Below are 20,798 nucleotides of genomic sequence, written 5' to 3'. Positions count from 1 at the left end.
CGGGTGGAGCCGCCGCGATGCTGTCATCGGCGGCACTGAACGCGCACGGCCGCCGGAGCGCCCGTGCGGATCACGCGTCGCCGAGGCGGCCGGCGCCTCGGGCGCCTCGGGGGTGAGGGGTGTTGCCGTAATAGGCGTCCGGTCCGTGCTTGCGGGTGAAGTGCCGCTCCAGCAGATGCCTCGGTGGTTCGGAGGTGTCCCCGAGGCGGGACCCCAGCGCCAGCGTGTGCAGCGCCATCTCCGCCACGGCCTCGCAAACGATGGCGTTCTCCAGCGCGGCCTTCGCGGTGGCGCCCCAGGTGAAGGGGCCGTGCCGTGATACGAGCGCTCCGGGGACCTCGTCGGCCCGGCGGGGATCGCCGTCGAGCCGGGCGACGATCACCTGTCCGGTGTTGTACTCGTAGTCCCGCGCGCACTGCTCGGCGGTGAGGTCCGCCGTCACGGGGACGGGCCCGTTGAAGGTGTCGGCGTGTGTCGTGCCGAGCACGGGGATCGGGCGGCGGGCCTGGGCGAAGGCGACGGCGTGCGTCGAGTGCGTGTGGGTCACGCCGCCGATGGCGGGGAAGGCCCGGTAGAGGCACCGATGGGTTTCGGTGTCGGTGGACGGCCTGAGGTGTCCGTCGACGACCCGCCCGTCCTCCAGCGCCACCGCCACCAGGTCCTCCTCGGTGAGGTCGGCGTAGGAGACCCCGGACGGCTTGATGACGAAGACGCCGGCGTCCCGGTCCACTCCGCTGACGTTTCCCCAGGTGAGGGTCGCCAGACCGGCCTGCGGGATGCGCAGATTGGCCGCGAGGACCTCGCGACGGAGGTCCTTGAGGAGGGTCACGCTCACTACGCTCTCACCGTCTCTCCGACATGCTGGACTGTCCGATCAAATTGTGAGCGCTAACAAGCAACAATCTCAAGAGCTACGAGAAGATTCCTCCCCACAAGGCGCCGTCAGCGCTGCATAATGTGAACGCAAACATCGATAGCCGGCCGACGATCTCCCGACCGGTCCGCGATGTGTGCGGGCCGCGGCCGGTTCGGTACCGTGAGGGAAGGCCGCTCGATGAGGAAAGGAAGAGAGTTGACCCAGCTCCCAGACGTCTCGCGAGCGCCCACGATGACGGACGTCGCACGCGTCGCCGGCGTGTCCCACCAGACCGTTTCACGCGTGCTCAGCGACCACCCGAACGTCAGCGCCAAGACCCGGGCCGCGGTGACCCAGGTCATCGAGCAGCTGGGGTACCGCCGCAACTCGGCAGCCCGTGCACTGGCCACTCGCCGGACCCACACGCTCGGCGTCATCGCGGTGAACACCACGCTGCACGGGCCGGCCAGCACCGTGGCGGGAGTGCAGGAGGCAGCTCGGGACCGCGGGTACCTGACGTCCGCCGTCACGCTGCGGACCGCCACGCGGACAGCCCTCGCCGAAGCCATGCAGCACCTCGCGGGGTGGGGCGTGGAGGGGATCGTCGCCGTCACTCCCCAGCGCGACGCGGTGAGGGCCCTGGCGGCCTTGGAAGCACCGTGCCCGGTGGTCACCGTGGAAGGCGGCCACACGCTGGACCTGCCAGGGGTGTCGCTGGACCAGAACCTCGGCGCTCGCATGATCACGGAACATCTCCTCGCCTCGGGCCACTCCACCGTGTGGCACGTCGCGGGCCCTCCCGACTGGCTGGAGAGCGAGGCCCGCACGCAGGGGTGGGAGGAAGCGCTGCGCGATGCCGGCGCCGAGGTGCCACCCCTGCTGCGCGGCGACTGGAGTCCGCTGTCGGGATACCAGGCCGGTCAGCAGCTCGCGGGTCGGGTCCGGGCGTCACGAGGGCAGGCAGCGGGCCTCACCGCGGTGTTCGTCGCCAACGACCAGATGGCCCTCGGTGTCCTGAGGGCCCTGCGGGAAGCGGGCCTGCGCACGCCGGAGGACGTGGCGGTGGCCGGCTTCGACGACATCCCCGAGGCGGAGTTCTTCCCACCCCCGCTGACGACGATCCGTCAGGACTTCGCCTCGATCGGCCGCGACAGCATCGGACTGCTCCTGGACCACATCGAAGGCCGTACCGACGAGTCGACGCACCTGGTGGTGGCGCCCGAGCTCATCGTGCGCGCCAGTACGGCCCGCAGGAGCGCTCCCCCCGGCGCATGACCGCCGGCGCATGACCGCCACCGCCCGGAGACTTCCCTCTCCCCGGGGGTGGCGTTGCCCGGACGGTGGACACGGCCGCCGCCGCCCCTCTCAGGCGGTGGCCGTGGTGAAACTGTGGATCGTGGTGGACCGGTACAGCTCACCCGGGCGCAGGAGGACCGTCGGGTAGTCGGGGCGGTTCGGGGAGTCCGGGAAGTGCTGGGTTTCCAGCGCGACCCCCGCGTAGGCACGGTACGGCCCACCACCTTTGCCCGTGATGTCACCGGTCAGGCCTTGGGCGGTGTAGACCTGGATGCCCGGTTCCGTGGTGCGCACCTCCATACGGCGCCCGGATGCGGGTGCGTACAGTACGGCGGCTTTCCGAGGAGTGGCTCGCCGGGCGCCGTCGAGGACCCAGTTGTGGTCGAAGCCGCCGCCGGCGAGAGCCAGTTGCGCGTCCGTATGGGTCAGGACGTCGGAGAGCCGCCGGGGCCGGCGGAGGTCGAACGGCGTGCCGCTGACCGAGCGGTGAGGGCCGTCAGGGATCAGCTCGGCGTCAACGGGGGTGTAGAGGGGGGCCTCTACCTGGAGGTGATGGGACAGCACGTTTCCACGCCCCTCTCCTTCGAGGTTCCAGTAGGCGTGGTTGGTGAGGTTGAGAATCGTCGGCGCGTCGGCGACCGCCTGGTACGACAGGGTCAGGTTGTCGTCCCGGTCCAGCGTGTAGGTGACGCGGACGTCGAGGGCACCGGGGAATCCCTGATCACCGTCGGGGCTGTGCAGGAACAGGCGGACACCGGTGCGGTGCGCGGAGTGGAAGGGTTCGCACCGCCACACGCGCTGGTCGAACCCGTCGGGACCGCCGTGCAGCGTGTGCCCGGTCTCCTGGGTGGCGAGCCGGTGGGTGACGCCGTCGACGACGAGCCGGCCGCCCGCGATGCGGTTGGCGTAACGGCCCACCGTGGCACCGAAGTAGCGTGCGGGGCCCTCGACGGCGGCGGGGTCGCGGGCGGCGAGCACCACATCGGCGATGTGGCCCCAGCGGTCCGGCAGAGTCAGGGAATGGAGGCGGGCGCCGTGCGTGTTCACCTCCGCGCGGGCCCGGCCGGGGAATCCGAAACGCCACCTCTCCCCCGTTCCTTCACCGGCCAGGCGCAGGGGACGGCCCGCCCGCGGACAGGCGGCGGTCTGCGCGGGCTCGGCGGCCTGGTGGGTGGATTCATATGCGTGTTCCATGGCGGTGTTCCCTGGAAGTCGGTCCGTCGGAGGGCGTGCCGGGAAGCTCGGAGTCAGTCGGCGGCGGGGCGGCGTCCGCTCATCAGGCGTTGCAGCACGATGAACACGAGCAGCAGGGCGCCGATGACGATCCGGGTCCACCAGGAGCTGAGCGTGCCCTGGAAGTTGACGACCGTCTGGATCATGCCGAGGACGAGCACGCCGAGGGCGGTGCCCAGGACGAAGCCGGAGCCGCCCGTCAGCAGCGTGCCGCCGATCACGGTGGCGGCGATCGCGTCGAGTTCCATGCCCATGGCGTGGAGGGCGTAGCCGGAGAGCATGTAGAAGGTCAGCAGCAGGCCGCCGAGTGCGGAGCACAGACCGCTGACGGCGTACACGGCGATCTTGGTGGAGCCCACCGGAAGGCCCATCAGGCGTGCGGAGGACTCGTTGCCGCCCAGCGCGTACACGTTGCGGCCGAAGCGCGTGTGGTGCAGTACGACGAAGGCGATCACCAGCACGGCCAGGGCGATGACCACCGGGATCGAGACGAACAGGCCCCCCGGGCCGTACAGCCGGGTCTGCGCGATGCCCGTCGTGGTGGGGTCGCTGATCGTGATGGATTCGGTGCTGATCGTGTAGCAGAGCCCGCGGGCGAGGAACATGCCGGCCAGCGTGACGATGAACGGCTGGATCTCGAAGGTGTGGATGATCCAGCCCATGAGCGCCCCGCTCGCGGCGCCGACCAGCAGGACCAGTGGAATGACGGTGGCCAGGGGCCATCCGTGCGATTCGACCAGCCAGGCGGTGAGCATGGTGGACAGGGCCACCATGGAGCCGACGGACAGATCGATGCCGCCGGTGAGGATGACGAAGGTCGCGCCGACCGCGACGACCAGGAGGAATCCGTTGTCGATCAGCAGGTTCAGCACGACCTGCGCGGAGAGGAAGCCCTCGTAGCGCATCGATCCGACGCTGAACATGACGGCCAGCAGGACGGCCGTGACGATCAGTGGGATGCGAGTGCGGGTGCGCGGGGAGACGGTCGCGAAGGGACGGGTGAGTCGCGCGGCGGCGCTCGCGATGCCGGTACTCATGCGCGTACCTCCTGCTGCTGGGCGGGGGCCGCCGCGGTGTGCGATCGGGGAGGGGTGGTCCTGCGGCGGCGCAGGACCTTGGCCCGGAAGACCGGGGACTGCACGAGGCAGACGACGATGACGACGAAGGCCTTGAAGACGAGGGTGGTCTCGGGCGGGACGCCGAGGGTGTAGACGGTGGTGGACAGGGTTTGGATGATCAGGGCGCCCAGCACGGTGCCGCCGAGGGAGAAGCGTCCGCCGGTCAGGGCGGTGCCTCCGACGACGACGGCGAGGATCGCGTCGAGTTCGATCCACAGGCCCGCGTTGTTGCCGTCGGCGCTGGAGACGTTGGAACTGATCATCAGCCCGGCGACGGCGGCGCACAGCGCGCTGAACACGTAGACCAAGGCGAGCAGACCGCCGGCGCGGATGCCGACCAGGCGGCTGGCGGCGGGGTTGCCGCCTACGGACTCGATCAGCATGCCGAGTGCGCTGCGGCGGGTGAGGAACGCGGTGAGCGCGACGAGGGCGGCCGCCAGGAGGACGGCGAACGGGAAGGTCAGCCAGTAGCCGCCGCCGATCATCTTGTAGGGGGCGCTGGTCACCGTGATGATCTGGCCGTCGGTGATCAGCTGTGCCACGCCTCGGCCCGCGACCATGAGGATCAAGGTGGCCACGATGGGCTGCACGCCCAGTCCGGACACCAGGAAGCCGTTGGCGAGGCCCAGTACGAGGGCGACGCCGAGCGCGAGGGCGACGGCCGTGAGCATGGTGGTGACGCTGCCGGGATCCGCGGCGGTGGAGATGTGCGCGCAGGCGAGGGCGCCGGCGATGGCGACGGTGGAACCCACCGAGAGGTCGATGCCGCGGGTGGCGATGACGAGGGTCATGCCGAGCGCCACCAGGATGAGGGGCGCCCCGAACTGGAGGATGTCGATGAGGCTGCCGTAGAGGTGGCCGTCGCGTACCCGGACGGAGAAGAAGTCGTGCTGGAAGACGAGGTTGCCGAGGAGTAGGGCGAGCAGGATGAGCGCCGGCCACAGCAGGCGGTGGCCGGCCAGTCGTCTCGCGGTTCCGCCGGCCGCCTCGGACGTGGCGGGCTGGGTGGTCATGAGTCCGCTCCGGTGGCGATGGTCGTGAGGATGCGTTCGGGCGTGACGCTTTCGTCGTTCTTGAGGGTGGCGACCATGCGGTGGTCACGGAGCACGGCGATGTGGTGGCTCAGGCGCAGGACCTCTTCGAGTTCCGCCGAGATGAACAGCACGGCGGTGCCTTCGCCCGCCAGGCGGGCCACGAGTTTCTGGATCTCCGCCTTGGCTCCGATGTCGATGCCCCGGGTGGGTTCGTCGAGGATCAGGAGCCGGGGTGCGGTCAGCAGCCACCGCGCGAGGAGGACTTTCTGCTGGTTGCCTCCGCTGAGGTGGCGTACCTGCGCTTCGGGGTCGGCGGGACGGATGTCCAGGGCTTCGATCCAGTGCCGTGCCAGTTCGTCCTGTTTCGCGCGGGCCAGCGGCCTGGTCCAGCCGCGGGTGGCCTGCAGGGCGAGGATGATGTTCTCCCGGACCGTGAGTTCGCCCACCAGTCCCTCGGACTTGCGGTTCTCGGAGCAGAACGCGATGCCCCGGGCGATGGCGTGGCGGGGGGTGCGCAGGAGTACCTTCTCGCCCTCGATGCTCACCTCTCCGGCGTCCGCGCTGTCCGCGCCGAACAGGAGGCGCGCCACCTCGGTGCGGCCCGAGCCCAGGAGCCCGGCCAGTCCGATGACCTCGCCGGCATGGATGTCGAGGTCGTACGGTTCGATCGAGCCGAGCCGGGTCAGTTGCCGTGCCCGCAGGAACGGCTCTCCGGCCGCCCGTTCGGCCGCTTCCTCCTGGGCCCGGCCGGACAGCTGGTCGAGGGTGGCCAGTTCGCCGCCGATCATGCGCTGCACGAGGGTCACCGGAGTGAGTTCGCCGATGGGGTACTCGCCCTCCAGGCGGCCGTTGCGCAGGATGGTGACGCGGTCACAGAGGTCGAATACCTGGTCGAGGAAGTGCGTGACGAACAGGATGGCCACACCGCGGTCCCGCAGGCGGCGTACCAGGGTGAAGAGCTGGGCGACCTCCTCGCGATCCAGGCTGGAGGTGGGTTCGTCCAGCACGAGCACCTTCGCCGAGACGTCCACCGCCCGCACGATGGCGATCAGTTGCTGCACCGCCAGGGAGTGCGAACCGAGCAGACCGGTGACGTCCAGGTCGAGGTCCAGTTCCGTCAGCAGCCGCGCCGCCCGCTGCCGCATCGCGGACCAGTGGATGAGACCGAACCGGCGCGGTTCGCGCCCGATGAGGATGTTCTCGGCGACCGAGATGTTCGGGCAGAGGTTGACCTCCTGGTAGACGGTGCTGATTCCGGCCTGCTGCGCCTGGAGGGGGTCCGCGAACGCGTGGGCCCGGCCGTCGACCAGGATGGTGCCGCCGTCGGCGGGGTGGACACCGGTGAGCACCTTGATCAAGGTGGACTTGCCGGCGCCGTTCTCGCCCATCAGGGCGTGCACCTCACCGGGGAAGAGCCGCAGGGCGACTCCGTCGAGGGCGAGTACGCCCGGGAACTGCTTGCGGATGCCCTGGGCTTCCAGGACCGGCCGCGGATCGCCGGCGTCCGTGGGCCGCGGGGTGGACGGGGATGCCATCCGGCCTCCTCTCGTGGGCGGGGTGGTGGAGCGGGCTCGAAAGGGACCGGGCCGGTCTGCGCCGGCACCGGAACCTGCCGCGTCAGTAGGTCCGGGTCGGCAGCGCGGCCGCGGCCTTGTCCTGCGTGAAGACACCCTCCTGGGTCTCGACACGGGCCGGCACGCTCTCCCCTGCCGCGACCTTCTTGGTCAGCTCCATCAGCTGCTCCCCGAGCATCGGGTTGCACTCCACCACGACGTTGATCTTGCCCTCGGTCATCGCGACGAAGGCGTCCTTGATGCCGTCCACCGAGATCACCTTGATGTCCGTGCCGGGCTTCTTGCCGGACTCCTCGATGGCCTGGATGGCTCCGAGGGCCATGTCGTCGTTGTGGGCGTAGAGGACGTCGATGTCCTTCTGGGACTTCAGGAACGCCTGCATGACTTCCTTGCCCTTGGCGCGGGTGAAGTCGCCCGACTGCGAGGCGACGATCTTGAACTTGCCGTCGCCGCCGATGGCGTCGGCGAAGCCGGCCTTGCGGTCGTTGGCGGGTGCGGAGCCCGTGGTGCCCTGGAGCTCGACGATGTTGACCGGGCCCTGTTCGTTCGCGTACGCGCCGGTCAGCCACTCACCCGCCGACTTGCCCTCCTTGACGAAGTCCGAGCCGAGGAAGGACTTGTAGAGGGTGGTGTCCTTCGTGTCCACGGCGCGGTCGGTGAGGATCACCGGGATGCCCGCGTCCTTGGCCTCCTTCAGCACCGTGTCCCAACCGGACTCCACGACCGGCGAGAAGGCGATGACGTCGACCTTCTGCTGGATGAAGTTGCGGATCGCCTTGATCTGGTTCTCCTGCTTCTGCTGCGCGTCGGAGAACTTGAGCGTGATGCCGGCCTTCTTCGCCGCCTCCTGGACGGACTTGGTGTTGGCGGTACGCCAACCGCTCTCCGCGCCGACCTGGGCGAAGCCGAGCGTGATCGTGCCGCCGGAGCCCGCCTTGGCTCCCGTGGAGGCTCCGGGGGCGGGGCTCTTGGTCGAGCAGGCGGTCAGCGCCGAGGAGGCGAGAAGGGCGGCGGTGAGGACGAGAGCTGCTCTGCGAGCCATGTCGAGTGTCCTTTCGGGGCGTACGGAGGAGGCGCGGCACGACCGGGGGCCGGGGTTCGGCCCGAGACGTGTACCGGAAGTTCGGCGGCGCGTGACGGCCGGCGCGGCGGAGTGGGGGCGCCGCTGTCGCATTGTGAGCGCTAACAAGCCGGTTACTCAACCCCCTTGCGCGCGTTACCTCTCCGTTACCGCGTCGGGCGGCGACAGCGCGGCGGGACTCCGCCCGCTCGCGCCGCACCCGCCCCACGACCCAGGTGGAGCCTCCACCGCGCCGTAGCGACGGCAGATCGACCCGGACGTCCGACGTATACGGAGCCCGCCGCGCCGGCCGAGTTCACGCACGACTCGCACCCACCCCTTGCCTATCGACATTGTTAGCGCTCACACTGCGAGGGGACCACCCGGCCGACCGCCAGTGTCACGGGCCCCGACCCCGTCCACCGGGCTCCTTCTCACGGCTCCTTCGAAAGGCACTCCGTTGACGTCACCCCATCCCCCCGCGCCCACCCCGCACTCCGAGGAATCGGAGCAGTACACGGTCGGCGTCGACTTCGGCACGCTGTCGGGCCGCGCCGTGGTGGTGCGGGTGCGCGACGGTCAGGAGCTGGCCGCCGCCGTCCACGCCTACCGGCACGGCGTCATCGACCGGTACCTGCCGCACGGCGGTGCGCAACTGCCTCCCGACTGGGCCCTGCAGCACCCCCAGGACTGGCGGGACGTACTGCGCCGCGCCGTCCCGGAGGCCGTGGCCGCGGCCGGCATCGATCCCGCCGCCGTGATCGGCATCGCCACCGACTTCACCGCGTGCACCGTCCTGCCCACGCTGGCCGACGGGACTCCCCTCGCCGAGACCGAACTCGCCGGACGGCCGCACGCGTGGCCCAAGCTGTGGAAGCACCACGCCGCCCAGGCTCACGCCGACCGGATCAACGAACTCGCCCACGCCCGCGGGGAGAAGTGGATCGCCCGCTACGGCGGCCGGATCTCCGCCGAGTGGCAGTTCGCGAAGGCCCTCCAGGTCCTGGAGGAGGATCCGCACGTCTACGCGAGCTGTGCGCGGTGGATCGAGGCCGCCGACTGGATCGTGTGGCAGCTCACCGGAACCGAGTCCCGCAACGCCTGCACCGCCGGGTACAAGGGCATCCACCAGGACGGCGCCTACCCGAGCGAGGAGTACCTGGCCGCGCTGAACCCCGGGTTCGCCGACTTCGCACGCACCCGCCTCGCATTCCCCCTCTCCGCGCTGGGCTCACGCGTGGGCTCGCTCAGTTCCGAGGCGGCGGCCTGGACGGGGCTGCGCCCCGGCATCGCCGTGGCCGCGGGCAACGTCGACGCCCATGTCACCGCGGCGGCGGCCCAGGCCGTCGAGGACGGACAACTGCTCGCCATCATGGGCACCTCCACCTGCCACGTCGTGAACGCTCCCGTCCTCGCCGACGTCCCCGGCATCTGCGGTGTCGTCCACGGTGGGATCGTCGAGGGAACCTACGGCTACGAGGCCGGCCAGAGCGCGGTCGGCGACATCTTCGCCTGGGTACTGGACCAAGGCGTCCCGGCGGACTACCTCGCGGAGGCCGCCGACCGCGGCGAGGACCTGCACACCCTGCTGACGCGGAAGGCCGCCGGACAGCCGGTCGGCGGCCACGGACTGGTCGCCCTCGACTGGCTGAACGGCAACCGTTCGGTCCTCGTCGACCACCACCTCTCCGGGGTGATCGTGGGGCTCACCCTCGCGACCCGCCCGGAGGACGTCTACCGCGCGCTGCTCGAAGCCACCGCCTTCGGCACCCGCGTCATCGTGGAGGCCCTGGAGGCGGGCGGCGTACCGGTGCACGAGTTCATCGTCGCCGGCGGACTGGCCAAGAACGAACTGCTGATGCAGATCTACTCCGACGTGCTGCGCCGCCCCGTCTCCCTCGCCGCGTCCGACCAGGGCCCCGCCCTCGGGTCGGCCATCCACGCCGCCGTGGCCGCCGGCGCGCACCCCGACGTGCGCACGGCCACCGCCGCCATGGGCCGCCGACGGCCCGCCGTCTACACGCCGGACGCCTCCCGGGCCGACGCCTACGACGCCCTCTTCGCGGAGTACCGGCTCCTGCACGACCACTTCGGCGCCGGCGGACTGCTGCACCGCCTGCGGAACATCCGCGACGCGACCCACACCGCCGGCTGACCCCGACGGCCCCGCTGTTCCTTCGCGAACCACGCAACCCCGCTCCCCCGTCTGCCCGCCCGCCGACCTCACCACCGTCGCGGGACGTCACCTTCAGGAGTACATGTGCCCAGCCCCACGTCCCCCGCCCAGGAAATCTGGTTCCTCACCGGCAGCCAGGGCCTGTACGGGGAGGAGACGCTGAAGCAGGTCGCCGAACAGTCGCGGCAGATCGCCGGCACGCTGGCCGACGCCTCCGGAATTCCCGCCCGCGTGGTGTGGAAGCCGGTGCTGACCGACGCCGACGCCATCCGCCGGACGTGCCTCGACGCGAACGCCGACGACCGCTGCATCGGTCTCATCGCCTGGATGCACACCTTCTCGCCGGCCAAGATGTGGATCGCCGGACTGGACGCGCTGCGCAAGCCGTTGCTGCACCTGCACACCCAGTCGAACATGGCCCTGCCCTGGGACACGATCGACATGGACTTCATGAACCTCAACCAAGCCGCGCACGGGGACCGCGAGTTCGGACACATCCAGGCGCGTCTGGGCGTACCTCGCAAGACCGTGGCCGGGCACGTCAGCGACCCGGCGACGACCGCACGCCTCGTGATCTGGGCGCGGGCGGCCGCCGCGCGATCCGAGCTGGCCACCCTCAAGGTCGCCCGCTTCGGCGACAACATGCGCGACGTGGCCGTCACCGAGGGCGACAAGGTCGAGGCCCAGTTGCGCTTCGGCGTATCGGTCAACACCTACGGCGTCAACGACCTGGTGGAGGTCGTCGACAGCGCGGACGAAACCCAGGTGGCCTCTCTCGTCAAGGAGTACGAGGACCTCTACGAGCCGGCGCCGGAACTGCGCGCGGGAGGCGAACGGCACGACTCGCTGCGCTACGCGGCCCGCATCGAGGCCGGACTGCGCACCTTCCTCGAAGCGGGTGGCTTCGGCGCCTTCACCACCAACTTCGAGGACCTGGGCGGACTGCGCCAGTTGCCCGGCCTCGCGGTCCAGCGGCTCATGGCCCAGGGGTACGGCTTCGGCGGAGAGGGCGACTGGAAGACCGCCGTACTGCTGCGCGCCCTCAAGGTGGCCGCCGCCGGCCTCCCGGGCGGCACCTCCTTCATGGAGGACTACACCTACGACCTGACGCCCGGCAACGAGCTGATCCTCGGAGCGCACATGCTGGAGGTCTGCCCCACCCTCGCGTCCGCCAGGCCCCGTTGCGAGATCCACCCGCTCGGCATCGGCGGTCGGGAGGACCCGGTGCGGCTGGTGTTCGACGCCGCCCCCGGCCCGGCCGTGGTGGTCGGTCTCGCCGACCTCGGCGACCGCTTCCGCCTGATCGCCAACGACATCGACGTGGTGGCACCACCGCACCCGCTGCCCGCCCTGCCCGTGGCCCGCGCCGTCTGGCGGCCCCGCCCCGACCTGCGGACCTCCACCGAATCCTGGCTGACGGCCGGAGGACCACACCACACCGTCCTCAGCACCGCCCTCACCTCGGACCACCTGGACGACCTGGCGGAAATGCTCCGCCTGGAACTCGCCCTCATCAACGAGACCACCACCCCCAAGCAGTTCCGGCGCGACCTCCGCTGGAACCAGGCGTACTACCGGCTGGCACAGGGCATGTGAACCCTCCACGTCCGGCCGGGGTGCGTCCGCCGACTGGCGGGAACCGGCCCCCCGACCGGCTGGAACCGGGCTCGGGACTTCGTCGAAGACGGCGAGGGACCTTACGGTCGGGTACGACAGGGATCGATGGACGACGGGGTGCGACGCACGTGATTCGGGTAGTGGTGGTGGATGACGAGGCGCTGGTGCGATCCGGTTTCGGCCTCATCCTGGGCGTGGCGGACGACATCGAGGTCGTCGCCACGGCGTCGGGCGGGGACGCCCTCGACACGGTGCGGGAACACCGTCCCGATGTCGTCCTCCTCGATATCCGGATGCCGGACCTGGACGGTCTCACGGTGCTGGCTCAGTTGCGCGCCCTGCCCGATCCCCCTGTCGTGGCGATGCTCACCACCTTCGACACCGACGAGTACGTCCTCACGGCCCTCCACTCGGGCGCGGCCGGTTTCCTCCTCAAGGACACCGAACCGGATCAACTCCACCAGTTGGTCAGGACGTTGGCCGCCGGTGGAGTGGTGATGTCCTCCAAGGCCTCCCGGAGCCTGTTGCGCACGCATCCAGGTGCCGGGCCTGCGGCCGTGGACGAGGAGGCGGCCCGCGTGAAGCGGTTGAGCGACCGGGAGCGGGACGTGCTCGTCCTGCTGGCGGAAGGCTTGTCCAACGCCGATATCGGAACCCGTCTGCATCTGGGCACCGGCACGGTCAAGGACCACGTCAGCTCCATCCTCACCAAACTGCGGGTGGCCGGCCGCGTCCAGGCGGCGCTGCTCGCCCAGCGGGCCGGGCTGCTGGATGCCGGCCGGGAAGGCCGGTGACCACCGGGTCTCGGGGGAAGCGGCTGTGGAACCGGGTACCGCCGGCCGCGCGGGATGCCGCTCTGGTGGCCCTCGCCGCGCTGGACGCGTGGCTCAACCTCTGGGACGGCACCCCGCTCGGCCTCGCGCTCGCCGCGATCGCCTGCGGCGCCCTGGCCCTGCGTCGGCGGTTCCCGCCGGCCGTCTTCCTCCTCACCCTGCCGGCCACACTGTTCCAGGACATCCTGGTCGCCCCGGTCGCCGCCCTGTACACCCTGGCCGAACGCTCGCGTGACCGCCGTCTGCTCGGCGTGTGCGTCTTCTTGTCCGCGGCCGCCATGGCGATACACGCTCCGCTGAAGGACGACCCGTCGACCAGCCGGGCATGGACGCTGATCTTCTTGCTCTACAACCTGGCGACGGCCACCGCTCCGGTCCTGCTGGGTCAGCTGGTCCAGGCACGGAGGGACTTGGCCCGGCGTCTGGTGGAGATCGAGGAGGCGCGGGAGCACGAGCGCGAGCTGCACGCGCAGGCCGTCCTGGCCCGGGAACGCGCCCAGCTGGCGCGCGAGATGCACGACGTCGTCTCCCACCAGGTCAGCCTCATCGCGATTCAGGCCGGAGCCATGCAGGTGGCGGCCAAGGACGCGGGCAGCAGGGAAGCGGCCCGCACCATCCGCTCCCTGAGCGTGGACACGCTCGACGAGCTGCGCACCATGGTCACTCTGCTGCGCGCCTCCGGCGGAGCCGCGACGGAACTCACCCCGCAGCCCACCCTCGCCGACCTGCGCGGACTGGTGGCGTCCAGCGGCATCGAAGCGGAGCTCACGGGCGATCTCCCGGCCTCCGTGGGCACGCCCGCCCAGCGCGCTCTGTACCGCACGGTGCAGGAAGCACTGACCAACGTCCGCAAACACGCCCCCGGAGCCACGGCGACCGTCGAGCTGTGGCACGACGGTGACGCCGTCGGCGTGACGGTCACCAACGGCCCGCCGTCCCGCCCCTCCCTGCCCCTGCCCGGCGCGCACCAGGGCCTGCTGGGCCTCCAGGAGCGCGCCGACATCCTGCACGGCACCTTCGAGGCCGGCCCGACCGACGAGGGCGGCTACCGGGTGCGCCTGCGCATCCCGTCCCGCGCGGACTGACCCCGCGCCGCGCACGCGGGCCCTGGCGGGTCCTGCCGGACCGGGCGGGACACGGTCCCGCCGATCGGCGGGGTGGTCACCGCCGACCGGTGGGGCCGTTACCGAAGCCTGCCGGATGGCCCGCCTCCCGGCGTCACCGCGAGATTCGTCCCATGACACAGATGCAGCCGCCCCTGAAGACGTCGCCTCCTGAGCCTCGCACCTCGCCCCAGCCCGCCGCGGCGACCCCGCGCGGTCCCTCGCTGGGACGCCTCGTCGGGGTGGACCTGGCCCGCGCGTTGGCGGTGTTCGGGATGTACATCGTCCACATCGGCCCCCCGCTGTCGGCCACGGACGGGGTCGCCGGCTGGGTCCGCTACCTGGCCGACGGTCACTCGTCGGTGCTGTTCGCCACCCTCGCCGGGTTCTCGCTCATGCTGATCGCCGGCCGTCGGGAGCCGAAGACCGGTCTGGCCGGCCGGCAGGCGAAGGCGCGGATCGCGATCCGCGCCGTGGTCCTGCTGGCGCTGGGCACCGCGCTGGCGATGGAGTACGGGGACGTGATCATCCTCGCCTTCTACGGTGTCTACTTCCTCCTCGCCCTGCCCCTGGTGCGACTGCGCGCCGGGACGCTGGCGATGATCGCGGCCGGGCTCGCACTGGTCACCCCGCAGCTGGCGTTCGTCCTGAAATCCCTGCTGAGCGAGTCCGTCCAGCAGAGCGTCAACGCCTACGACCCGCTCGAGAAGCTCAGCGACGTGGGAGTGCTCGATCTGCTGCTCACCGGCTTCTACCCGACGATCACGTGGATGCCGTTCGTGGTCGCCGGGATGGCGCTGGCCCGCCTCGACCTGTCCGCCACCACCGTCCAGCGACGCCTGGCCGCGCTCGGTGCCGCCCTCACCGTCGCCGCGTACGGCACGTCCCTGCTGCTGGCGGGCAAGGACGCGCTGCGGAGCACGGCGGAGGGCGGGAAGTCGTCGGCCGGCTCCGAGGCGGCGTCCTCCGCCGGCGGATCCTTCGACGCCCAGGGGTCGGCCTCGGAGCTGTTGTCCGCCGGGCCGCACAGCGGCACCACGTTCGACATCATCGGCAGCGTGGGCGTCGCGATCCTCGTGATCGTGTGCGCGACGGTGCTGATGGACCGTCTGCCGCTCCTGCACCGTCTGGCGAAACCGATCATCGCCGTGGGCGCCATGTCCCTGACCGCGTACGTCGGCCACTTCGTCGTGCAGTCCGCGGTGGGCATCCCGACCGGCGAAAGCAGCCAGGTGTCCTGGGGACCCGTGCTGACGTTCATCCTCGGGGCGATCGTGTTCGCCGCGCTCTGGTCCCGCTTCTTCCGTCGCGGACCGCTGGAGCATCTGCTCAACGCCGCCACCAAGCCGGCCGAGTACGTCCGTTGAGGTCCGGCCTGCCTGGACGCACGGACGACAGTGACCGAACGACCGGATGGCCGGACGACCGGACGACAAGAAGGACCGACCATGACCGCGACCGACCCGTCGGCCGCCGACACCGCACGCCTGACCGCCCCGAAGACGTTCCAGGCGCTGTACGCCCATTTCCGACCACACCGCAGGGCCGTCGCTCTCGCCGGCCTGCTCACCCTGATCGGGGCCGGGAGCGGGTTGCTGCAGCCCTTGGCCACGAAGGTCCTCGTGGACCGGCTGGGCTCCGGTGAGACGATCAGCGGGGTCCTCCTGTCCCTCACCGCGCTCGTGGTGGTGGGCGCGGTGGTCCAGGCGCTCGGCGCGTACGTGCTGGAGCGGACCGCGGAGTCGGTCGTGCTGGCCGCCCGGCGCACCCTTGTCGGGCGCCTGCTGCGGCTGCGCCTCACGGAATTCGAGCGCAACCAGCCGGGCGACCTGATGTCCCGGGTCACCTCCGACACGACGCTCCTGCGTGCCGTCACCACCGAGGCCATCGTCAGCGGTGCCACGGGCGCCGTGACCCTGGTCGCGGCCATCGTCATGATGGCCCTCATGGACGCCGTGCTGCTCGGCGTCACCCTGGCTGTGGGCGCGCTGATCGGCGGGGCCGTCGCCCTGGTGATGCCCCGGATCGCACAGGCCACCGAACGTGCGCAGGAGGCGGTCGGGGAGGTCTCCTCCGTCCTCGAACGGATCTTCGGCGCGCTGCGGACGGTCAAGGCGTCAGGTGCCGAACAGCGCGAGAGCGCGGTCGCCGACGCGGCACTGCGGCGGTCGTGGCGGCACGGCGTGACGCGTGCGAAGTGGGAGGCGGTGGCGGAGGGTTCGGTCGGCCTGGCCATGCAGTTGTCGTTCCTCGCGGTGCTCGGGGTCGGCGGGGCGCGCGTGGCCTCCGGGGCGATCCCCGTGTCCACTCTGATCGCCTTCCTGCTCTACCTCTTCTACGTCATCGAGCCGGTGGACCGGCTGGTCGAGGCGGCCTCCAAGTTTCAGGAGGGATCAGCGGCCATCGCCCGTATCGCCGAGGTGGAGCGGCTGGGAACGGAGCCCCTGGAACAGGAGTACCCCGAGCGGGCCGGGACATCGGCGTCGGTCGCCGGGCCGTCGTCGGTCCGCTTCGAGGACGTGAGTTTCCGCTACCGCGATGACCTTCCGCCCGTCCACCACCGGGTCGATTTCGAGGTGCGGAGCGGCGGGATGACGGCCTTCGTCGGCCCCTCGGGGGCGGGCAAGTCGACGATCTTCGCACTGATCGAGCGGTTCTACGAGACGACCGGAGGCCGGGTACTGATCGACGGCAAGGACGTCCGCGACTGGTCGCTGCCGGAGCTGCGGGGTGCCATCGGATACGTGGAGCAGGACACTCCGGTCCTGGCCGGGACGCTGCGGGAGAACCTGGTCTTCGCGGCGCCCGACGCGACCGACCGGGACATCCGCGACGTCCTGGTCCGGGCGAAGCTCGACACGCTGGTGGACCGCCTGCCACAGGGCCTGGAAACGCCGGTCGGACACCGCGGCACCAAGCTGTCGGGCGGCGAACGGCAGCGCATCGCGATCGCCCGCGCCCTGCTCCGCAAACCCCGGCTGCTGCTCCTGGACGAGGCCACCTCGCAGCTCGACGCCGCCAATGAACTGGCGGTACGCGACGTCGTCACGCAGGCCGCCCGGACGACCACCGTCCTCGTCGTGGCGCACCGCCTCTCCACGGTGACCCACGCCGACCGGATCGTGGTGATGGACGCGGGGCGGGTACGCGCGGTGGGCACCCATTCGGAACTGCTCGGCCAGGACAGCCTGTACGCGGGCCTGGCGGCCACCCAGTTCCTTGGGCCGGCCCGGTGACGCCTCTCTTCGCGTGACCCGGGCGGGCTCGGCCTTGTGCCGCCGAGCCCGCCCGGCCGGCTCCACCGCGGAGCCGGACCCGTGTCACGCCGTTAGCGCCGCAGCGTCAGCAGACCCGGCCGGTAGGGCCAATGGCCGTATTCGCCGCCGACGTTGGGGTCGCGTCCCTGGTAAAGGAACTGCAGGTTGCAGGGATCGACGGTGAAGGTCTGATCGGCGGTGGTGCGGATCAGTTCGCCATGGCTGATGTCGTTCGTCCAGGTGGCACCACTGTTGGCCTTGCCGGCGAAGGGGTTGCTCACCGTCGCGGCCTGGGGTGTCCATGAGCCGTTCAGGCTTGTGGCCGTGAACGAGCGGAAGTAGCGGCCCTGCGGGCTCCTCGCCTCGACGATCATGAGGTAGCGGTCCTGGCCCTGGAGCTTGTAGACCTGCGGGGCTTCGAACAGGTTGTCCGCCGTGTCGCTCATGATCGTTGTGTAGGTCGAGCCGAAACTGCTCGGGAAGTTCCCGATCGGCATGCCGGCCCGGTAGATCTTGCCGTTGTCACCGGCGAAGAACAGGTACATGTGGGTGCTGTCACCGATGATCGTCTGGTCGATGGGCCCTGTTGGGGAGTCGGTGATGCTTCCGGAGAAGAGCACCTGCTGCGATGACCAGCCATTGGGGTTCGAGGGGTCGCTCGACGTCCGGTAGGAGAAGGCGCTCCCGCCTCCCCACTGGTAGGTGAGCACCCAGATGTTCTTCGGCGCGAAGTAGAAGAGCGTGGGCGCGACGACGGAGTTCGACATCGTGTTCTGGCCGGCCGAGGCCATCTCCGGCCAGTTGCCGAACAGGTTGAAGTTCATCGAACCCCAGCCCACTCCCGTTCCCGCGGCGCCGTGGGTCGTCGCATAGACGAGATGCTTGCCGTTGTAGGGGGCGACGGTGAAGTCCTTGAGCGACGCCCACCCGGCCTTGGGCTGCGCCAGCGCGCCCGTCGAGGTCCAGCGGTAGGTCGACGGAAGAGCGCACGCGCCGGGGTTGCCGGCACCGACCTTGACGAACTGCCACTGCTGGTTGGTGCCGCCCCAGTCTTCGTACTGGACGATGTTCGCGTTGTCCGCGGTGGAGCCGCCCTGCACTTCGAGGGCCTTGTTGCTGTGGCGCGCGATGAGCCTCACGTAGCCGTCCGAGCTGTCGGCCAGCCGCCACTGCTGGTTGGTGGCGTTCAGGTCGGACCACTGGACGATCGCACCGCCGTTGGCGGTGGATCCGTTCTGGACGTCCAGCACCTTGCCGGAGTGGCGGGACTTGATGCGGTAGTTACCGCCGCCGGAGTCGAGGAACTGCCACTGCTGCTGGTTCTGATCGTTGCGGGTCCACTGGGTGATGCGGGCGCCGTCGCCGGTCGCCAGGTTGTAGACGTCCAGGGCCTTGCCGCTGTTGCGGTTGACCAGTACGTAGGAGGCGTTGGGGTCGACGGTCGCCGCGCTGGCGGGCTGGACGCCGATGAAGGTGGCCAGGAGCAGCAGGGGCGCGAGGACGGCGAGCAGCCGTCTCACGTGCACCTGGGACGGATGGCGAGACCACATCAGGAGAGCTCCTTCGAGGGGTGGGGGTGAGGTGACCCCGACGGGCCGCGCGGCGGCCACGTTGTCGGAGGGTCGGGGAGGGGATAGGTGTGAAGGCGGCCGCACATGCCGAAGCGCCGGCGCTCCGGGCGCTCCAGGCGTGACACCGCACCGTGGCCGAGGTGGGTGAGGTCTGAGGCCTTCAGCCGTTCCAGCTGACGGCCGGTCGTGAGGGCCGCGGCCAGGGGGCCGTTACGCCAGCGGGTCCACCAGGCGTCCAGGAGTTCGCTCTTCAGGCGGTGGGCCGCGATGTGGAACTGCGGCAACCCGCCTTCGCGCAAGGCCAGGAAGCCCTCGACCGCCAGGTCGCGGCGGCGGCGCGCTGCCGCGGCGTGATCGCCGGTCAGGGCTGCCGCCTTCCGGTAGGCGTGGGGATCGGCCAGCAGCGGAGCGGGGAAGGTGAAGACGGCGTCGCCCGCCTCGGGGAGCCCGCTGTTCTGCATGAGCACCACGAGGCGCAAGCCGCCGTCGTTGACGAGGCGGTGGATCGTGCCGGGGGTGAACCAGACGACGTCGCCGGGGTGCAGCGGGGTGTCGGCGAAGCCGGAGGTGGTGAGGGTCTGGACGCTGCCCGCGCCGCCGGTGACGACGTAGGCTTCGGAACAGACGAGGTGCATGTGGGGGGCACCGCCGCACAGCCCGTCGGCGGCCTCCCAGTCGTACACGGTCAGCCCGGAGATCCCCACGCCGCCGGGGAACGGGGTCACCACGGGTGTTCCGCGACGTGGATGGACCTGCCGAGGTCGGGCCGGATGCCCGCTTCGTAGCCGTCCGGGAAGCCCGCGAGCTGGGCGGTGTGCGAGCTGGGCAGGTCGTCCGGCGGCTCCCACTTCACGCCGGTCGACCCGGTGGTGAACGTCCCCGCGACGGCGGGCTCCTCGGCGCGTGCGGCGTCCACGTCGACGGCCGCCACGACCACGGCCCGGTGCGCCTGCGCCCGGAGGGCGGGTATGTGGCAGGGGCCCGCGATCCCGCCCGTCGCGACGATCGCCGTCCTGATCATCCGCCCAGCACCTTCCTGATCGCGCGATAGGCGGGCTTGGGCACCAGGTTCTCGTCGTAGGGCAGCGCCGCGCCCTCGCCGGGGAAGACGGAGGGGATCCACGAGTACTTGTCCGTGTAGTCCCAGATGGTGACGCCGACGCATTTCCTGACCGCCAGGCAGGCCTTGACGTAGTCGGCGTACCAGGTGGCCTGCGTGGCGAGCTTCTCGGGGGTCGCGGGGAGGTTCATCCTGATGTCGAGCTCGGTGATCGCGACCTCGACCCCGAGGTCGGCGAAGCGCTGCATGTTCCGCTGGACGTCGGCGGGGAAGCCGTGCTGGAGCGCCAGGTGGCCCTGGATGCCGAAGCCCTCCACCGGGACGCCGTCGGCCTTCAACTGCTTGATGAGGGTGTAATAGGCGTCGCTCTTGGGGCCGATCCAGTCGACGTTGTAGTCGTTGAGGTACAGCTTGGCGTGCCGGTCGGCCTCGTGGGCCCAGCGCAGTGCGTCGGCGATGTAGCCGGGGCCGAGCGTCTTGTGGAAGAGCGTCTCGCGGTAGGTGCCGTCTTCGTTGAAGGCCTCGTTGACGACGTCCCAGTGGATCACCTGGCCCTTGAAGTGGCGGACCACCGTCTGTATGTGGTGCTTGAGGATGGCGCGCAGCTCGTCGGCGGTCCAGGTTCCCTCGGTGAGCCAGGCGGGGAGCTGGTTGTGCCAGATGAGGGTGTGGCCGCGGACCTTCTGGTGGTGGGCCTGGGCGAACGCGACGACCTCGTCGGCGGCGGTGAAGTCGAAGACGCCGCGTTCGGGCTCGGTGGCGTACCACTTCATGGCGTTGCCGGGGGTGGTCTGCCCGAATTCGCTGCCGAGGAGCTTCAGATAGGCGGCGTCGGTGAACTCGGGGTTGTCGGTGGCGGAGCCGAAGTACTTGTGGTGCTTCTTGGCCAGTTCGCCGAGCGTCCGGGGAGGGGGCTCGGCGGCTGCGGGCGCGGCGGCGAGGCCGGCCGACAGGCAGACGGCGGCGGACAGAGCGGTGAGGATCCGGGAGATGGACATGACGGACTACTC

17 protein-coding genes are annotated in these 20,798 nt (G+C 70.6%); 7 read left to right on the top strand and 10 right to left on the bottom strand.

The genetic code is table 11. From position 1 onward, the window contains the following. Positions 1-70 precede the first annotated feature (70 nt). Positions 71-835 (bottom strand): L-ribulose-5-phosphate 4-epimerase AraD, encoded by a 765-nt coding sequence (gene araD / locus M4D82_RS29500; protein ID WP_249770126.1) that lies wholly within the window; start codon positions 833-835, stop codon positions 71-73. Between the two features lie 219 nt (positions 836-1,054). Between araD and M4D82_RS29495 the strand changes: the two genes are divergently transcribed. Then, positions 1,055-2,131 (top strand): LacI family DNA-binding transcriptional regulator, encoded by a 1,077-nt coding sequence (locus tag M4D82_RS29495; RefSeq protein WP_502989023.1) that lies wholly within the window; start codon positions 1,055-1,057, stop codon positions 2,129-2,131. A 90-nt stretch (positions 2,132-2,221) separates the two neighbouring features. On the opposite strand, the gene M4D82_RS29490 is transcribed toward M4D82_RS29495, so the two are convergent. The 5 genes from M4D82_RS29490 to M4D82_RS29470 all read right to left on the bottom strand — a co-directional run bounded on the left by M4D82_RS29490 (position 2,222) and on the right by M4D82_RS29470 (position 8,153). Continuing rightward, positions 2,222-3,346, bottom strand: coding sequence for an aldose epimerase family protein (locus tag M4D82_RS29490; RefSeq protein ID WP_249770122.1), 1,125 nt, complete (start codon positions 3,344-3,346; stop codon positions 2,222-2,224). A 53-nt stretch (positions 3,347-3,399) separates the two neighbouring features. Beyond that, positions 3,400-4,422, bottom strand: coding sequence for a galactofuranose ABC transporter, permease protein YjfF (gene yjfF, locus M4D82_RS29485; protein ID WP_249770120.1), 1,023 nt, complete (start codon positions 4,420-4,422; stop codon positions 3,400-3,402). Next, complete coding sequence (locus tag M4D82_RS29480; protein ID WP_249770118.1) at positions 4,419-5,516, bottom strand: ABC transporter permease; 1,098 nt, start codon at positions 5,514-5,516, stop codon at positions 4,419-4,421. Before M4D82_RS29480 ends, yjfF begins: the two co-directional genes overlap by 4 nt. After that, on the bottom strand, positions 5,513-7,072 hold the full coding sequence (locus tag M4D82_RS29475; RefSeq protein ID WP_249770116.1) for a sugar ABC transporter ATP-binding protein: 1,560 nt from the start codon (positions 7,070-7,072) through the stop codon (positions 5,513-5,515). The genes M4D82_RS29480 and M4D82_RS29475 overlap by 4 nt, the downstream gene beginning before the upstream one ends. Before the next feature lie 82 nt (positions 7,073-7,154). Next, positions 7,155-8,153, bottom strand: a complete 999-nt coding sequence (locus tag M4D82_RS29470; RefSeq protein WP_249770114.1) for an ABC transporter substrate-binding protein — start codon at positions 8,151-8,153, stop codon at positions 7,155-7,157. Between the two features lie 478 nt (positions 8,154-8,631). On the opposite strand from M4D82_RS29470, the gene araB reads away from it, so the two are divergent. From araB to M4D82_RS29440, 6 genes are all read left to right on the top strand, one after another. Further along, positions 8,632-10,326 carry a ribulokinase gene (araB, locus tag M4D82_RS29465; RefSeq protein WP_249770112.1) on the top strand — a complete coding sequence of 565 codons (1,695 nt, stop codon included), beginning with the start codon at positions 8,632-8,634 and terminating at the stop codon, positions 10,324-10,326. Positions 10,327-10,431: 105 nt separating this feature from the next. Next, complete coding sequence (gene araA, locus M4D82_RS29460; protein WP_249770110.1) at positions 10,432-11,943, top strand: L-arabinose isomerase; 1,512 nt, start codon at positions 10,432-10,434, stop codon at positions 11,941-11,943. A 149-nt stretch (positions 11,944-12,092) separates the two neighbouring features. After that, on the top strand, positions 12,093-12,758 hold the full coding sequence (locus tag M4D82_RS29455) for a response regulator (protein WP_249770108.1): 666 nt from the start codon (positions 12,093-12,095) through the stop codon (positions 12,756-12,758). Continuing rightward, positions 12,755-13,882 (top strand): sensor histidine kinase, encoded by a 1,128-nt coding sequence (locus M4D82_RS29450; RefSeq protein ID WP_502989022.1) that lies wholly within the window; start codon positions 12,755-12,757, stop codon positions 13,880-13,882. Before M4D82_RS29455 ends, M4D82_RS29450 begins: the two co-directional genes overlap by 4 nt. 152 nt (positions 13,883-14,034) lie before the next feature. After that, positions 14,035-15,267, top strand: a complete 1,233-nt coding sequence (locus tag M4D82_RS29445) for a DUF418 domain-containing protein (RefSeq protein WP_249770106.1) — start codon at positions 14,035-14,037, stop codon at positions 15,265-15,267. 81 nt (positions 15,268-15,348) lie between these two features. Further along, complete coding sequence (locus tag M4D82_RS29440) at positions 15,349-17,136, top strand: ABC transporter ATP-binding protein (RefSeq protein WP_249770104.1); 1,788 nt, start codon at positions 15,349-15,351, stop codon at positions 17,134-17,136. 92 nt (positions 17,137-17,228) lie between these two features. Here the strand turns inward: M4D82_RS29440 and M4D82_RS29435 are convergent, their stop codons facing one another. Genes M4D82_RS29435 through M4D82_RS29420 form a run of 4 tightly spaced genes read right to left on the bottom strand, consistent with a single transcriptional unit; the run spans position 17,229 to position 20,786 of the window. Further along, positions 17,229-18,707, bottom strand: a complete 1,479-nt coding sequence (locus tag M4D82_RS29435) for a non-reducing end alpha-L-arabinofuranosidase family hydrolase (protein WP_249770102.1) — start codon at positions 18,705-18,707, stop codon at positions 17,229-17,231. Further along, the gene (locus M4D82_RS29430) at positions 18,707-19,453 is read right to left on the bottom strand and encodes a cupin domain-containing protein (RefSeq protein WP_249770100.1); all 747 of its coding nucleotides are present in this window, start codon (positions 19,451-19,453) and stop codon (positions 18,707-18,709) included. The genes M4D82_RS29435 and M4D82_RS29430 overlap by 1 nt, the downstream gene beginning before the upstream one ends. Beyond that, on the bottom strand, positions 19,450-19,749 hold the full coding sequence (locus M4D82_RS29425) for a hypothetical protein (RefSeq protein WP_249770098.1): 300 nt from the start codon (positions 19,747-19,749) through the stop codon (positions 19,450-19,452). The genes M4D82_RS29430 and M4D82_RS29425 overlap by 4 nt, the downstream gene beginning before the upstream one ends. Then, on the bottom strand, positions 19,746-20,786 hold the full coding sequence (locus M4D82_RS29420) for an endo-1,4-beta-xylanase (protein ID WP_249770096.1): 1,041 nt from the start codon (positions 20,784-20,786) through the stop codon (positions 19,746-19,748). The genes M4D82_RS29425 and M4D82_RS29420 overlap by 4 nt, the downstream gene beginning before the upstream one ends. Positions 20,787-20,798: the final 12 nt, after the last annotated feature.

Origin of the sequence: Streptomyces sp. RerS4 (genome assembly GCF_023515955.1) — a bacterium.
Classification (GTDB): Bacteria; Actinomycetota; Actinomycetes; order Streptomycetales; family Streptomycetaceae; genus Streptomyces.
Note: the sequence above shows the minus strand (reverse complement) of the source record. Positions and strands in the feature narration are given on the sequence as shown.